Consider the following 14,587-nt stretch of genomic DNA (forward strand, 5'->3'; position numbering starts at 1 on the left):
AACTTTGAGGAGTTACTATATATTATATTCAACTGATGTTTGATAAAAAGGTTACTTCCAAAAATATAAACAAATATTACTTAGCATTTTCTTGTTTGTAATAACATTCAATGAAGGACTGAATTGCAGCCATATTTGTTTTAAAAGAAATATTATTACCGTTTATTATTTTTTCTCTCATTAAGGACAGGATAATCAGCTGCGGATGTTCTACATCATAAAGGACTTCACCATTAAGTAGTCGTTTTGTTTGAGATTGTATTTTCTTATCTCCATATTTATCTTTTCGTAATAAATAAAATTGTTCCCAATTTGTCTTATGCTTGTAAAGAAATCCGAAATAGACCGAAATTGTTTTCGAAAAAGATAAGAACTCTGCTTTCTTAGTTATAATTTCTCTATATATTTCTACGTAACTTTCATTGTCATTATTTAGTAACGTTTTCACTATATAATCCAGCTTCTCATCGAATTTATTTTCCAGATCAAGGTTTTTATCATTAAGTTTTTCATCATCAAAAAGCACTTCTTTATTGCTTAACTCCTTATATATATATACAAAAAGCATTCTTAAAGAATACTCCCCTGCCTTTTCATAATTCCCATCAGTGTGTATTAATTCTGAAAGAAATGATAACAAAGATTTTTCATACAATTCATAATCACATAAGAACCCGCATTGAAATGCAAAAAGATCGCATAGTGATTCACCAAATAATTTATCTTTATCATCAATAATTACATCCTCAAAGCTCACCATCTCATCTGTATTGCTGAAACGGTACAGATGGCATATTTCGTGAAAAATGCCAAAATACATTTCAACTGAAAAAGTAATATCATATGGCATAATTATTAATTTATAATAATGACTGTAATAATTGTATTTACCAATATTTATAAACCCTGTCCAATTGCCCAATCCGATATTATTTGAAATATCGTTGCATACAGCCTTAAGGGCTTTTAATAAAACCTGTTTGCCCCCTTTATATGGTGAGAAGTCTTCAGTTCCCTCCTGAAGAAAATACCCTCCAAGTCTTTGATTACATCCATCTTTTATATTGTTAATCATTGTCTCTAAATATTCTAAATGAGTTTGGTTGAGTTTCCCTGAATGAAACTTACTTCTAAGTGTTTGGTCGAAAGCTATTGTCTTCATTTCGTCCACATAATCAACCATATCTTCTATAGAATCATAAAGTAATTCATTTTGTAGATATTGATTAAAAGTATATACTGTGGCTAAGATGGTTCCCTTTGCACCAGTGCTTATATCTTTAATTTTGCTTAGCGCCGCTGAACTTATTTTTATTGTTTTTGGTAAATAATAACTTTTGCTTAATTGTTCAGAACATGAAAAAGAATTTGCTCCTTTAATCTGTACAGATGTTTTGAAAATTGAAATCCTGTTTTCTCTGCGAAACTCTATAAGTTTTCCTATAAATTCTCCCCATTTCCCCTTTGTAATCTCCACAGTGAAATCAAAAGAACCGTAGGTTATCATTGGTGTTGACTCAACTATCTCTGTTAAATTTTTCATATAACTAAGAAACTTATTATACAATGGTACTATCTCAGACGGTCTGCATGAGATAAAAACAGAAGGATAAAACGCATTGCTTGCAGCCATCTCATCTTTTGACAGGCAATTCTCTATAGAGTTATCCAAAATCATATCAAACTTTATGCCTATCTGGGAAAATAACTTTACTGATATTTTTATAATTTTGGGGTCTATTTTTTGTATAAAACTACTGTATATTTCATTGAAAGTATCTGATGCATAAACCAGAACAATTTCACCCCAACCCAAATTTCCGAAAACCATGATGTTCTCATTATTCATAAAACTACTTAAAATTTTGTTGAAATCATCATTATCCTTATTTTTTAGAAAAAAAGGGGCCAATTTAATAATACTTACACATATCAGTGGTTTATTAAAGTACTTACCTTTTTTTACACTTTTACGTTTGCTTCCGTGCAAGTTGTCCCACATGAAACAAAGAACTTCCGTACTGTAAACAATCCCTTCAATCGTACCCGAGTATGCCATATCATGCTTGAAATCCCGTCTAAAGATAATGAAGCATAAATCGTATTCACCAAATATCTTAAATCCAAAAAATTCTGAAATGCCCGAATCTTTCATAGTATCATCAAGATATTTTTTATAAGAAATATATACGCTTTCTTCCATGCCTACAACTGTCTTGAGAAATATTATTCTTACAGCAGTGTCGCCAATACGGAAAATATCTCTGTTGAGTTTTTTAGCCATATTACTTGAGTATAAAAAAATAGCTATTCATGTGGCTAGCTATTCCAACCCATAGATTTAATATTCTTCACAGCATCTTTTTTTAGCTCAAGCTCTGTTTTAAATCTCTTAATTCTATCTTTCAGAAATGTTTCTTTATTTTTTAGGCTAAAGATAATATCGTCTTCCCACGGTTTAGAATAAGCTTTTTGAGCTAAAGGGCCGGAAATACTATCCGGGTTCTGTATTCTCAAACGGCTTGCCTCATTTTCCAATGCTTTACTGTTTAACTGCACTTTGTCTGATGGTTCAAGACTAAAAGAGTACTCTCCAAATAACTGACCCTTTGATAATTTACGCACTTTTACCCCCTTTTTTATTCCTTTTTTTATTCCTTTTTTTTGCTGCATCAACCTGATTTCTTACCTCAATAAGAAATGAATCTGTAGCATCTAAAGAATCGCTAATCTTATTCATAAGATTACCTATACGTTCCTTGGTTTTTTCATCATCTACTTCCCAACCATCAAATTGTTTATAGATTAACTCATGGGATATTATCCCCCAGACATCTTGAAGGGATGACCTGCCTTGAACCTCACAAATAAAAATTTCTTTTCTATCATCATATACCATAGTATCTAGTACTACTCCAACAAAAAAATGGTAAGCACGATAACCGGTCCTTCCACTACTTAGATTCTTTCCATCTATTGCATGCTTTCCAGCTAAGTAATTCTCATCTTCATAGCCATTTTTTCTAAGTTCAGCAGCATATCCTAATCCATTCAAATGTGGACGAATAAATGTCTCAATCGTATGTTCTATTTGGTCACTGTAGTGACACGCAAATCTTACACCTGCTTTATCTTTGATATCTAAATAACAATTTTTTAAAAGTTCATACGTTAATCCTTCTGTCTTAGATTGTTCTTTTACTTTTTTAAAAAGTTTTTTAAAAAGGCTTTCCTTATCTTTAGCTCTTCCCTCTACCGCTCTGGTAAAAAGCTTGTTATCAGTTGTTTTGTTTAAATCATTTAAATCATTTGTAAGTTTTTCTTGAGCATCGCGAGCCTTATAGAAGTCAATTTGACGGAGCGCTTCTATTTCTTTGATAGAGTCACTCTCCATAAAATTCTCATAAGAGTCAATGCGTAAGGGGCTCTTCTTCATAAAACTAAACAAGTCTCAGGCCGCTGCACGACTACCTGATACACTTTTATAATGTCTAAAAACATGTTCTGCATATACTAAACACATGATAGGTTAAAATACCATATAAAAAAACCTTTGTCAAATAGACTTACCTGTTACAGGCTTTTTCAAAGGATTTAACCATGGAGGACGAAAAGTTATTCCAGGTTAAATTGTTTTTAACGTAAAGCCGTCCACGCCCGGCCTGCTCTTTATATTTATCATAACTTTTATAGACGTCCAGAATTGCCTCAGCAAAGTTATCGGTAACGACTCCGATATTTTCACACTCTATGATTGATGCAGCTGTCATGTCCTTTGAAGCAACTATGGGCAGTGCGGCGCTGAGGGCTTCAAACGGAGTGAGCCACCCTCCCTGGGACTTTATCGGATGAAGGAGTACGCCTGAGCTGTAAAAAAGCTCTCTCAGGCGGTCCCTGTTAATGTGTCCGGTAAATTCAACGTATGGCTTCAGCTCATGCTCATTTATATATTCCTTTACCTCGGCATAATAATGATCTTCTTGATGCCCTGCAAGAATCAACAGTATTTCAGGAATGTCCCTCCTTAAAATATTTATTGCTTTAAGGCTTGCCAGTTGGTTTTTTAACGGATTAATTATCCCGACATGAAGCACTGTGAATCGTCCATCTGCTCTGCGGGTTAAGTTTTCCGGAGGCAAGGAAAAAAAATCGTAATTGATCCCGTAGGGGATTATATCCGGCTCTATGCCGTATAACCTTTTGAAGCGTTGAGCGTTAAACTCATCCGCAACAACCACGTTTTTAATAAATCTCTTTACAACTTGTTTGTCAAATCCGTAAAAAACATTCTTGGTAAACCTCTTTAATAATCCCTCTCTGTGAGTACTTCCGCCTAAGAGCACCTCAGGAGGTTCATTACAAAGCCAGACTACAGGCTTGCCTTGGGCAACGGCAGCCAGCTCGGCAGGTGCGTTGTGGGCGTTTATGACGTCAAAGCCAGCTATATTTCTGCGTATGCCTTTGTTTAAAAACCAAATGTTTTTTGCCAAATCGCTCCAGTTATTTCTGACCTCAAACGGAGCCTTTATGATCTCTGTGTTTTTCAGGTCGTTCTCAATCTCGGGGATAATGTTAGTTGTCAGAAGTGCGTGTTCAATCCCGTTAGCACTAAGGTAATTTGAGAGCTTAACGATAACCAGCTCGGCCCCGCCGTAGATGAACATATGTGGATTTACTATAAGTACCCTCATTTGTTTAAATTACCCACGCCTCTCATAGATGCTGCAGCTGACACAAGGCGCCGGGCAGCCGCCGCTTTTGAGCGTTTTCCTCAGTTCCTTATACCTCCGGCCGTTCCAGATGTCTTTAAAGCTCTGATTAAATATATTACCCAGGGAGGTCTCTCTCTGAAAGTCCCGCCGGTTCGCCTCATTTCCTACACAACAGGGAATTACATCACCGGTTACAAAGATAAAGGGCATTATCCACTCCAGACACCTGCTCATGGGGGGCTTTTCCCGCTGCACGTCCAGGTTCCATGTTATTTTAATGCCGTGTCTCTTACCTGCTCTCTCCGCCTCTTCTATTACCTCATCCGGTATCTTCATAAACATGTCCTCTGTCTCTCTGTAGCGGTGAAGCATCTGAGAGTAAAATATGGCAACCCCGGAGTTTTCTGAAATCTCGGCAACAAAGTCCACATACTGCGGCACCTCGTGATAGTTTAGCTTATGTATTATGAAGTGAAAGATTATTTCAGGGAAGTACAAGTTCATTTCTCTTTTGAGTCTGAAGAAGGTTCTTATGTTCTCCGTTACCCTTTTAAAGTCTGAGCCCACACGCAGTTTTTCATACGTCTGAGCTGTTGCACCATCTAAAGATATATAGAAATTTTCAATATTGATTGTTAAAAGCTCCCGTGCTATATCCTCATCTATAAAGTAAAAGGTATCAAAGAGCTCAACTATTACATGCCGCTCCTTTACCCAGTGGAGCATTTTAATAAAATCCCTGTGCATAAAGCTCTCGCCGATTCCCGTTAATCCTATCCATTTAAGATTTGGAAACTGCCCGATTATATGTTTAAACTTCTCAAACGGCATATCCACCGCCGGCTCCTTCCAGTACGTATGTTCACACTGGATACACCTGAGATTACACCGCGTTGTTACCTCAACCTCTATGTACTGTGGATAGGGCTCAAACAGGTACAGGTATTTAATAATAAGCGGATGCCTTAAAAACCAGAAAAAGTGGTAATGCAGGTAATTCCAGGCATACCTGAAGCCCTTATACCTCAGAGCAGCCGCCAGCCGCTTCAATGACCTAAGGTAGTTCATTGAAAAAACTCTCCGCCTGGTTCATATCCCCGAAGGAATTAATGTTAGCATACCTGTCACAAATCATAAAAGACTTGACCTCCTTTCCGTCATCAATAGAGCACTGGATTAAATCGGGCAGCTCTTTTTCTTTCCTTTGGTGGTGTACCGGAGTTACCCCGATATAGTTAAATATTGCGTTTCTAAATACACAATTACCCGTACCCATTAGATCATTTAAGGGATTAGAGGGTTTTTCAACTAACCTGTAAATTCTGCCTGTGTCATCTTGTATGAGCGTATATGTCTTTTTTATAAAATTTCTGTCATTTACTTTTAATACACCACAGAGGGCAAAAACACCGGTGCGGTTGAATTGCTCAATCATTTCGTTGTGTTTGGGGTTTATCAGAAGCTCATCACCGAGAAACAGGGCAAAGTCATCCCCGCACACCGCCTCCCTGCTGCACTCCAGAGCATGAACCAGCCCCTTTTGCTCCCATTGAATCACGTATTTTAAGCGCTTGCCGCCATATGTGTTCCCATAGGTGTTTATAATGTCCTCGGCCCTGTACCCCACCACCATTACCAATTCGTCAACAACTGTTTTTACGGCATTATCCAGAGCGTACTCAATAACGGCTCTGCCGTTGACCTTTATCATGCACTTATTCATAGTGGATGATACCTCATTAACGCGATTGCCGCGCCCCCCCGCCAGCACAAGAGCTTTCACTACGAGTTACCCTCGGGGTGATTCGGTTTAAAAAATAATTCGGTGGAATTTATCCAGTCAACCAGCATTTCAATTCCCTCCCTGGGTTTAATCTCAGGGCTCCATTCAAGGTGTTTGCGTGCCTTGTCAATGTTACAGACAAAGTATCTGAGGTCTCCGTGGCGGTCCTTATCAAAACGCACCTCCGGGCGTTTCGTTGTTATCTCCGACAGTATGTCTATACATTGCCGTAGGGACAGAGCAGTCTCAAGCCCGCCGCCGATATTGTAAATTCCCGGCACCTGTGAGTTATAAAATGCCTCAAAAGCGCGGCAGACGTCCGTTGCGTAGATTATGTCCCGGACCTGTTTGCCTGTCCCGAAAACTGTAATCGGCTGGTTTAGCACGGTGCGTATCGAAAAATTTGCTACCCAGCCGTGGTCCTCACCTCCAAACTGCCGGCTGCCGTATATGCCGGTTAGCCGAAAGCTGGCCGCCTTAACTCCGTAGGTGTCAATGTATGCCCTTGTATAAATATCCCCTGCTGCTTTTGAAGCATGGAGGGGGGTGAGGGTTCCCTCAAGAGTGGGATGGGTTTCATCTATACCCGCTGGAGACCTTACGTATTTTGTCGGGGTCTCAATGAGGGTTTCATTTATCTTATTACCATAGACATGTATTGTTGCACAGCCGGCAACAGGGATCTTGTGGCGGCGGGCGCTCTCAAGGACATTAAAGGTACCTATAACATTTGTTGTTATGTCAAGTGCCGGGTCCTCCCAACTGATTGTCATAGCCGGCTGGGCGGCTGTGTGTACGATATAATCACAGCCGGAGGCGGCATCAAGGAGAAGCTCCTGGTTTCTGACGTCTCCGATTATATTTTTCACGCCGATACTTTCCAGAAAAACTTTATTAAAACCTCTTGCCTCCTCAACGGCAAAACCAGTTCTAAGAAGCTCGTGCTTTGACAGGTTGTCGAAACTTATGGCCTCATCTCCCCTTTTTGTGTAGAATTCGCAAACGTGGGACCCTAAAAATCCGCACCCGCCTGTTACTAATACCTTTTTCACTGCACACCTCCCCTCTCTTCCAGGATGCCTTCAATTGCCTCATACCAAGTTGCATTCATTCGATTAACTTTGTTGGCATTGTCGAAAGCTCCTTGCCGTATGCGTGTACTTCCGGATGCAACCGATGTATTAATAAAATGCTGCCTCCTTGCAGATTTCTAAAATTCTGCCCGCTGTTTTTTGCCATGAAAACTCCTTAATTCTCTCATAGCCTCTCTTTATAAGTTCTTCCCTCTTTGCCGTGTTTTGGGCTAGCTCAATCATAGCTCTGCTGATTTCATCTTCACTCAGGGCGTCTGTTACAATGGCGGCACCGCCACAGACCTCAGGCAAACTCCCTCTGTCGGAGCTAATCACAGCCAGGCCGCAAGACATCGCCTCCACAACAGGCATACCGAATCCCTCTATCAGGGAAACAAAGGTAAGCGCCGCCGCCCCGCTATACAGCGCAGGTAAATCTTCATAGGGCACGTAATCTACAAATTTAACATTTGTTAATTTCAAGGTTTCTTTAATGAAGAGCAGCTTTTTGTAGTATCCGGCCTCTGCAATCTTCCCTGCCAGCACAAGGGTCTTATCAAGGCCTGATTTGTAAAAAGCACGTAACAGAGTGTCAAGGTTTTTAGTGGCAACTATGCTTCCGACATATATAAAATATTCACCCCTGACAAGGCCGTATTTATTTAACACACCTGCTGTGGCCTCATCCGTGGTACGCTTAAAATGCCCTGTATCATAGGCCACATAGACTACCTCCACCGTCTCCGGCCTCAAACCATAGTAGTTGATGATGTCCTCCCGCACGGCATATGAATCTGTTATAATCTTTTTAGCATACTTAAAAACCTGAGGAAGTCTGTACCTGAAACTAAGGTTTCTTAACAGCGGTACATGTTCTTTAAATAGTATGGGTGTGATGTCATAAATGGTTACAACCTGTGGTATCGGGGGCTTTATAATACCCTCGGCTATCGGGCTGAAAAATATGTCCGCCTGTTCCTTCCTAAGAAGAGACGGAAGTGACAGTTGAGTCCACAGCGCACGCGCAAGATATATGTTTTTACCTAGTATACGCCTGCCTTTTTCTGAAAAAGGAAACCTGAGCTTTGACTTGTCAATTTTAAGAAGACTCTCTTCCACGCTCCAGATTACAATGTCATCATGTAGTTCAGAGAGTTTGTTTACGACATTTAAAGCGACATTGCCTATTCCCGTCGGATGCCTGTCTTCTAAGACCGTTGCGTCAATTGCCAGTCTCACGGTTAAGCCTCCATGTTTTATTGTTGGTTTCAATATCCAAAAATTATGTTAAAATGGACAAATTGCTAAAGCGTCTTATAATGATAACAATATCTGTAACAATATTAAAAGAGGGTTTTCACTAAAGAATGTCAAAATATCTGATAACAGGTTTTTCCGGGTTTGTCGGGCATTATATTGCCTCTTACATAATGTCGGCGGAAGGGGGCGCCGAGATAATTGCAGTTGATATAAACCCGCCCTTTGAGAAAAATTACCATGGAAAGTTTTCTTTTGTTAAGCTGGACTTATTGGATAAAAAGAGGGTAGGCGAGGTATTTAATAAGATACAGCCGGATTATATAATTCACTTAGCCTCTCTGAGCTCTGTACGAAACAGCTGGATACAGCCGGATATGAGTTTTTTAAAAAATATGGAAATGGTGCTGAATATTTATGAGGCACTGAGATATTCAGATTTTAAATGCCGGATTTTATCAATTGGTTCATCCGAGCAATACGGCATAGTAGGAGAGCAGGAGATTCCGATAAAAGAGACAAGACAACTTAACCCCATAAGCCCATATGCGGTTTCAAAGGTAGCGCAGGAGCACCTGTCGCAGGTCTATGTAAAAGGCTTTGGACTCGATATTGTGTTAACGAGATCGTTTAACCACGTGGGGCCCGGACAGCCGGAGGACTTTGTTGTCAGCTCATTAGGCAAAAAGATTTTAAAAGCAAAAAATTCATCCGATAATACAATTGTTGCCGGAGACATTGAAATAATAAGGGATTTTGTAGATGTCAGGGATGTTTCAAGGGCTTACTACTTACTCTTAAAAAAAGGCAAAACCGGTGAGGCTTATAATATCTGTTCAGGCATCGGCCGCTCAATAAAGGAAATAATCACACTGTACTGTAAACTCTACAACTGTGAGGTGAGGGTTATAAAAGACAGCTCACTCATAAGACCCGTGGATAATCCTGTTATCACAGGCTCGTATGAGAAGTTATTCCAACACACAAGCTGGCAGCCTCTGATTAAACTGGAAGATTCATTGAAAGAGAGTTTAAACTACAAAAAAATTATTGATTGACAATAATATAACAATAGGTTATAATGCTGAGTTTGAGTCGCTAGCTCAGTTGGTAGAGCACCGCCCTTTTAAGGCGGGCGTCCTGGGTTCGAATCCCAGGCGACTCATAGAACAAAACGACGTCCCCATCGTCTAGCTCGGCCTAGGACATCGGCCTTTCACGTCGGTAACACGGGTTCGAATCCCGTTGGGGACGCCACTTATATCCTTGATTTTAAAGGATATATTTTCTCAAGCCCCACTAAAAAACCGTCACCAGCTTTAGGGGAGACGTCAAGGAGCTTTCGACGAAGCCAACAAAGTTAATCGAATGAATGCAACTTGGTATCAGTGTAATTTGCCAGGTAGCAGAGGGCGGCAAAGTCGTAAGCGAAGTGACAGAGCATGGGGGCAAGCAGGGTTCCGGTGAAGGAGTACAGAGCACCCAGGTATAAACCCATGAGTGTTGCAAAGACAAAATACACAGGGTTAATAAAATGAAAAAGCCCAAAGACCAGACTCGATGTTATCAATCCGGTCTTTATCTGAAGAGCTCCACGGAAAAAGGCTTCCTCACAAATGCCGGCAATTATTGAAATAAAAAAAATATCTCCTACCGTTGCCTCTGAAAACAGACCTCTTATCTCTTTAAGCATAAAGATTCTTGATTTTTTAAGGAAAGCAATATTGTCGGCGGCTTTTGAAAGAGTGAAGACAAAGAGGCCAAATGGAAAAACTGCAAAGAGGATGCCGTAAGCAGCCTCTTTTAAAATGTTCTTAGGGGTTGGGATGAGGTCAAACTCATAGTACCAGGCCATGGCAACGGCACACAACAGAGCGCCTGCTTCTGTCATAATTGCAAGTAAGAGGAGCCTGTTTCTGGAAATTTTAGGTTGGACAGGCAAAATACTAAAGCCTCATTGTAATGCCTTTAGAGTTGAGAAACTCTTTGGCCTCTCTGATGGAATACTCCCTGTAATGAAAGATGGAAGCGGCCAGAACGGCATCCGCCTTACCAAAGGCCAGTGCATCATATAAATGCTGCAGAGTGCCCGCCCCTCCTGAGGCAATAACCGGAATTCCCACAGCCTCGGAAATTGCCCTGTTCAATTCTATGTCATAACCGCTTTTGGTGCCGTCTTTGTCCATGCTTGTCAGCAGAATTTCCCCTGCCCCCAGCTCTTCCATGTGTTTAGCCCACATGAGGGCGTCTATCCCGCGTGCTTTTCTCCCTCCATGGGTATAAACCTCAAAGCGGGGCTCTCCATCAGCACAAGGGGCGGCATGTAAATTAAGATGATACACGCTCTCCTGCTCAGCAATCCAACCCGGGATTTCCCTCTCCGTTTCCACGCAGCGTTTAGCGTCTATTGCAACAACTATGCACTGGCTTCCGAAGCGCTCCGACGCCTCTTTAATAAATCCCGGGTTTTTAACCGCTGCAGTATTAATTGAAACCTTATCACACCCTGCGTTAAGCAGGTCGCTGATATCTGAAAGCGTATTGATTCCCCCCCCAACAGTAACAGGGATGAAGACCTCAGCCGCTGTCCTTTCTACAACATCAAGCATAATTTTTCGTTTTTCATGAGAGGCCGTTATATCCAGAAATGTCAACTCATCGGCACCCTCGGCGTCATAAAAAACGGCATTCTCCACAGGGTCCCCTGCGTCTCTGATATTTACAAAATTAACACCCTTTACAACACGCCCGTCTCTGACGTCAAGACATGGTATTATTCGTTTAGCAAGCATAGCTGTCTTTACTTAAGGGTTTTCAGAAACCCGATAGCCTCCTTTAAGTTAATAGCACCGTTATAGATAGCCTTGCCGGTTATTGCGCCATATATTATTCCGGTTTTAGCCAAATTTTCAATATCTTTTAAAGTTGAAATTCCTCCTGAGGCGATAACCGGTATTTTGACTTTTTCAGCAAGTGCTTTAGTGGCGGAGACGTTAGGGCCGGTAAGCATCCCATCCCTGACTATGTCTGTATAAATTATTCCGGCTGCACCGGCTGCAACAGCGTTTAAAGAAAGAGCCAGAGCGTCAACCTCTGTGACTTCTTCCCAGCCTTTTATCGCAACTTTCCCATCTTTTGCGTCTATTCCAACGAGGACTTTGCCTGGAAACTTTTCACATGCCTGCTCAAGAAGGGCGGGATTTATGACAGCTACTGTGCCTAAAATTATTCTATCCACACCTATAGATAGAAGCATAGAGATACGTTCAATACTTCTGATACCGCCTCCAACCTCAATAGGAATATCTACCGCCGCACGTATTTTTTTTATGCTCTCTATGTTTTTTTGATCTCCGGTAAATGCCCCGTCAAGGTCAACTACATGGATTAACTCCGCATCGTCTTCAACCCACCTGCGGGCTGTATTAACCGGATTGTCCGAGTACTGTGTAACCTCATTTTTTTTACCCTGCAACAGCCGTACACAGAATCCGTCCTTTAAGTCAATTGCGGGTATTAACAGCATTATGAACCTCCCTTACCGCCTCTTCTATGAGAGTAAGACTTTCTCTCACATCATCAGTGTTTATGATTTCAAGTATGATCTTAACGGTACTGTTCCTTTTGATGAATTTCCTCAGTGCTTTGAGCTCTTTACAGTTTGGGGTAAGGCCCCAGTGGTCGGTGACGCCGTTGTAGTGGGGACCGTTGGCGTGGTGAACGTGAATAAATTCAACCATCTTGCAGAGGTCGCCGTCCATGCCGGCAACAAATGTTTCAGCATCAATTCCTGCGGCCTGAATGTGCCCTATGTCAAGGGTTATCGAGGTGGCAAATCTGCTCCAAAACCATGTAACATCTGTTGTGTTAGAGGCATTTTCAATAGACACCGGACAGTATTGCGTGATTTTCTTAAGGGCTTCCTCATACGCCTCCTCATACTGACCATACAGTCGTGTTCCCCAGGGCGTGGTTTCATCATGAATGATAATGGGCTGAGTGGCGTGTCCGGCCAAATAAAGCAAGACTTCCATATTTTGTCTTCTTACCTCTTCCCTTGTCTCCGACAGAAAATATCCTACAGGGTGAAAAACCGCAGGTATCCCTAACGACTTTAAGTATGTTGAAGTATTCACCGCTGCGCTTATGTTTCCATCCCATTCCTTAAATACAGATATTTGAACAATCCCTGGTGAGGACACCTTAACAGTCTCACCGGCTAAAATCCCATAACCTATAAGCATTTATCTATTTTAGCAAAAACAGGGGTAAAAAGTGGGATTTAAAATTTTATTAATTAAATTGAGACACATCCCAATAATTATACCAAGCAGCAGTCATTTGATTAACTTTGTTGGTATCGTCGAAAGCTCCTTGACGTCTCCCCCAAAGGGAAATCCCCTGTAAAGGGAGGTGTCCCCTTCTCCCGGCCGCCTCGTTACTCTCTTGACTGCTACTTGGAATTAGTGTCTGAAGCGGTAAAAAGCGGTGTTAAGAAAAATTTTTTATTTATTAAAAAAAACACTTGACAAAAGAAATCATATGGGTTATAGTAGTTTGAGTTAGATGTTCTTTGACAAGCCTAAGAGATGTGTAGTGCTCCTGTCATAAAATTCTCGAGAGAGAACAAATGCAGTCAAAAAAATTGAGTAAGTAAAAAAACAGCCAAGAAAAACTTAGGTTGATTTAGATATTGCAAGATATTTAGGTTTAAACTGAGAGTTTGATCCTGGCTCAGAGCGAACGCTGGCGGCGTGCCTAACACATGCAAGTCGAACGGTGTACATGTAGCAATACATGTGCATAGTGGCGCACGGGTGAGTAACGCGTAGGTGATCTGCCCTTTGGATTGGGACAACCGCTGGAAACGGCGGCTAATACTGGATAAGACCACGAGCAGGTAATGCTTGCGGTAAAAGGAGTAATCCGCCAAAGGATGAGCCTGCGTCCTATCAGGTAGTTGGTGGGGTAATGGCCTACCAAGCTTAAGACGGGTAGCCGGTCTGAGAGGATGAACGGCCACACTGGGACTGAGACACGGCCCAGACTCCTACGGGAGGCAGCAGTGAGGAATTTTGCGCAATGGGGGAAACCCTGACGCAGCGACGCCGCGTGTGGGAAGAAGGCCCTCGGGTCGTAAACCACTTTTGCAGGGGAAGATGATGACGGTACCCTGCGAATAAGCCACGGCTAACTCTGTGCCAGCAGCCGCGGTAAGACAGAGGTGGCAAGCGTTGCTCGGAATTACTGGGCTTAAAGGGCGCGTAGGCGGTTGATCAAGTTTGGGGTGGAATCCCTGGGCTTAACCCGGGAATTGCCCTGAAAACTGGTCAACTTGAGTGAGCGAGGGGATGGCGGAATTCCAGGTGTAGCGGTGAAATGCGTAGATATCTGGAGGAAGGCCGGTGGCGAAGGCGGCCATCAGGCGCTTAACTGACGCTGAGGCGCGAAAGCGTGGGGATCAAACAGGATTAGATACCCTGGTAGTCCACGCCCTAAACGGTGGGTACTAGGTGTAGGGCTCTTTAGGGCTCTGTGCCGAAGGGAAACCAATAAGTACCCCGCCTGGGAAGTACGGCCGCAAGGTTGAAACTCAAAGGAATTGACGGGGGCCCGCACAAGCGGTGGAGCATGTGGTTTAATTCGACGCAACGCGAAGAACCTTACCTGGGTTTGACATGCGAGTGGTAGAATTCCGAAAGGAAAACGACTCGGTAGTAATATCGGGAGCTCGTACAGGTGCTGCATGGCTGTCGTCAGCT

Annotated in this window: 13 protein-coding genes, 2 tRNA genes and 1 rRNA gene; 4 read left to right on the top strand and 12 right to left on the bottom strand. The window is 41.9% G+C overall.

All coding sequences use genetic code 11. The annotated features are described in order from the left end of the window. Positions 1 to 76: 76 nt before the first annotated feature. From H7844_11240 to H7844_11275, 8 genes are all read right to left on the bottom strand, one after another. The gene (locus tag H7844_11240) at positions 77 to 2,284 is read right to left on the bottom strand and encodes a hypothetical protein (protein MEO5357860.1); all 2,208 of its coding nucleotides are present in this window, start codon (positions 2,282 to 2,284) and stop codon (positions 77 to 79) included. Between the two features lie 35 nt (positions 2,285 to 2,319). Then, the gene (locus H7844_11245; GenBank protein MEO5357861.1) at positions 2,320 to 2,625 is read right to left on the bottom strand and encodes a hypothetical protein; all 306 of its coding nucleotides are present in this window, start codon (positions 2,623 to 2,625) and stop codon (positions 2,320 to 2,322) included. Then, the gene (locus H7844_11250; protein ID MEO5357862.1) at positions 2,618 to 3,394 is read right to left on the bottom strand and encodes a hypothetical protein; all 777 of its coding nucleotides are present in this window, start codon (positions 3,392 to 3,394) and stop codon (positions 2,618 to 2,620) included. Before H7844_11250 ends, H7844_11245 begins: the two co-directional genes overlap by 8 nt. A gap of 172 nt (positions 3,395 to 3,566) precedes the next feature. Beyond that, positions 3,567 to 4,691: a glycosyltransferase family 4 protein gene (locus tag H7844_11255; protein ID MEO5357863.1), complete on the bottom strand. Its 1,125-nt coding sequence runs from the start codon at positions 4,689 to 4,691 to the stop codon at positions 3,567 to 3,569. A 9-nt stretch (positions 4,692 to 4,700) separates the two neighbouring features. Further along, entirely contained in the window at positions 4,701 to 5,780 is a 1,080-nt protein-coding gene (locus H7844_11260) for a radical SAM protein (GenBank protein MEO5357864.1), read from the bottom strand. Further along, positions 5,767 to 6,495 (bottom strand): nucleotidyltransferase family protein, encoded by a 729-nt coding sequence (locus H7844_11265; protein ID MEO5357865.1) that lies wholly within the window; start codon positions 6,493 to 6,495, stop codon positions 5,767 to 5,769. The genes H7844_11260 and H7844_11265 overlap by 14 nt, the downstream gene beginning before the upstream one ends. Beyond that, positions 6,495 to 7,547, bottom strand: coding sequence for an NAD-dependent epimerase/dehydratase family protein (locus H7844_11270; GenBank protein MEO5357866.1), 1,053 nt, complete (start codon positions 7,545 to 7,547; stop codon positions 6,495 to 6,497). Before H7844_11270 ends, H7844_11265 begins: the two co-directional genes overlap by 1 nt. Positions 7,548 to 7,676: 129 nt before the next feature. Then, the gene (locus tag H7844_11275; protein ID MEO5357867.1) at positions 7,677 to 8,807 is read right to left on the bottom strand and encodes a glycosyltransferase family 4 protein; all 1,131 of its coding nucleotides are present in this window, start codon (positions 8,805 to 8,807) and stop codon (positions 7,677 to 7,679) included. Positions 8,808 to 8,935: 128 nt separating this feature from the next. On the opposite strand from H7844_11275, the gene H7844_11280 reads away from it, so the two are divergent. The 3 genes from H7844_11280 (at position 8,936) to H7844_11290 (ending at position 10,082) form a co-directional block, all read left to right on the top strand. Next, entirely contained in the window at positions 8,936 to 9,883 is a 948-nt protein-coding gene (locus H7844_11280; GenBank protein MEO5357868.1) for a GDP-mannose 4,6-dehydratase, read from the top strand. Positions 9,884 to 9,917: 34 nt separating this feature from the next. Beyond that, positions 9,918 to 9,990 (top strand) — tRNA-Lys (locus H7844_11285). Between the two features lie 14 nt (positions 9,991 to 10,004). After that, positions 10,005 to 10,082: transfer RNA gene (locus H7844_11290), tRNA-Glu, on the top strand. Between the two features lie 103 nt (positions 10,083 to 10,185). Here the strand turns inward: H7844_11290 and H7844_11295 are convergent. The 4 genes from H7844_11295 to H7844_11310 are packed head-to-tail and all read right to left on the bottom strand — an operon-like array spanning position 10,186 to position 13,069. Further along, positions 10,186 to 10,716, bottom strand: a complete 531-nt coding sequence (locus tag H7844_11295) for a CPBP family intramembrane metalloprotease (GenBank protein MEO5357869.1) — start codon at positions 10,714 to 10,716, stop codon at positions 10,186 to 10,188. A gap of 55 nt (positions 10,717 to 10,771) precedes the next feature. Further along, positions 10,772 to 11,617 (bottom strand): imidazole glycerol phosphate synthase subunit HisF, encoded by an 846-nt coding sequence (gene hisF / locus H7844_11300; protein MEO5357870.1) that lies wholly within the window; start codon positions 11,615 to 11,617, stop codon positions 10,772 to 10,774. Positions 11,618 to 11,625: 8 nt separating this feature from the next. Further along, entirely contained in the window at positions 11,626 to 12,351 is a 726-nt protein-coding gene (gene hisA, locus H7844_11305) for a 1-(5-phosphoribosyl)-5-[(5-phosphoribosylamino)methylideneamino]imidazole-4-carboxamide isomerase (GenBank protein ID MEO5357871.1), read from the bottom strand. Then, positions 12,329 to 13,069: a hypothetical protein gene (locus tag H7844_11310; protein ID MEO5357872.1), complete on the bottom strand. Its 741-nt coding sequence runs from the start codon at positions 13,067 to 13,069 to the stop codon at positions 12,329 to 12,331. Before H7844_11310 ends, hisA begins: the two co-directional genes overlap by 23 nt. Before the next feature lie 467 nt (positions 13,070 to 13,536). Between H7844_11310 and H7844_11315 the strand changes: the two genes are divergently transcribed. Then, positions 13,537 to 14,587 (top strand): 16S ribosomal RNA (locus tag H7844_11315); the annotation flags it as partial.

The sequence above is a fragment of the Nitrospirae bacterium YQR-1 genome (assembly GCA_039908095.1).
Taxonomy (GTDB): domain Bacteria; phylum Nitrospirota; class Thermodesulfovibrionia; order Thermodesulfovibrionales; family Magnetobacteriaceae; genus Magnetomonas.

Bases quoted from the DNA above. Each gene is read 5' to 3' on its own strand.
- H7844_11280 (MEO5357868.1), top strand. From the start codon at position 8,936: ATGTCAAAATATCTGATAACAGGTTTTTCCGGGTTTGTCGGGCATTAT.
- H7844_11250 (MEO5357862.1), bottom strand. From the start codon at position 3,394: ATGGAGAGTGACTCTATCAAAGAAATAGAAGCGCTCCGTCAAATTGAC.
- hisA (MEO5357871.1), bottom strand. From the start codon at position 12,351: ATGCTGTTAATACCCGCAATTGACTTAAAGGACGGATTCTGTGTACGG.
- H7844_11240 (MEO5357860.1), bottom strand. From the start codon at position 2,284: ATGGCTAAAAAACTCAACAGAGATATTTTCCGTATTGGCGACACTGCT.
- hisF (MEO5357870.1), bottom strand. From the start codon at position 11,617: ATGCTTGCTAAACGAATAATACCATGTCTTGACGTCAGAGACGGGCGT.
- H7844_11310 (MEO5357872.1), bottom strand. From the start codon at position 13,069: ATGCTTATAGGTTATGGGATTTTAGCCGGTGAGACTGTTAAGGTGTCC.
- H7844_11255 (MEO5357863.1), bottom strand. From the start codon at position 4,691: ATGAGGGTACTTATAGTAAATCCACATATGTTCATCTACGGCGGGGCC.
- H7844_11260 (MEO5357864.1), bottom strand. From the start codon at position 5,780: ATGAACTACCTTAGGTCATTGAAGCGGCTGGCGGCTGCTCTGAGGTAT.
- H7844_11295 (MEO5357869.1), bottom strand. From the start codon at position 10,716: ATGACAGAAGCAGGCGCTCTGTTGTGTGCCGTTGCCATGGCCTGGTAC.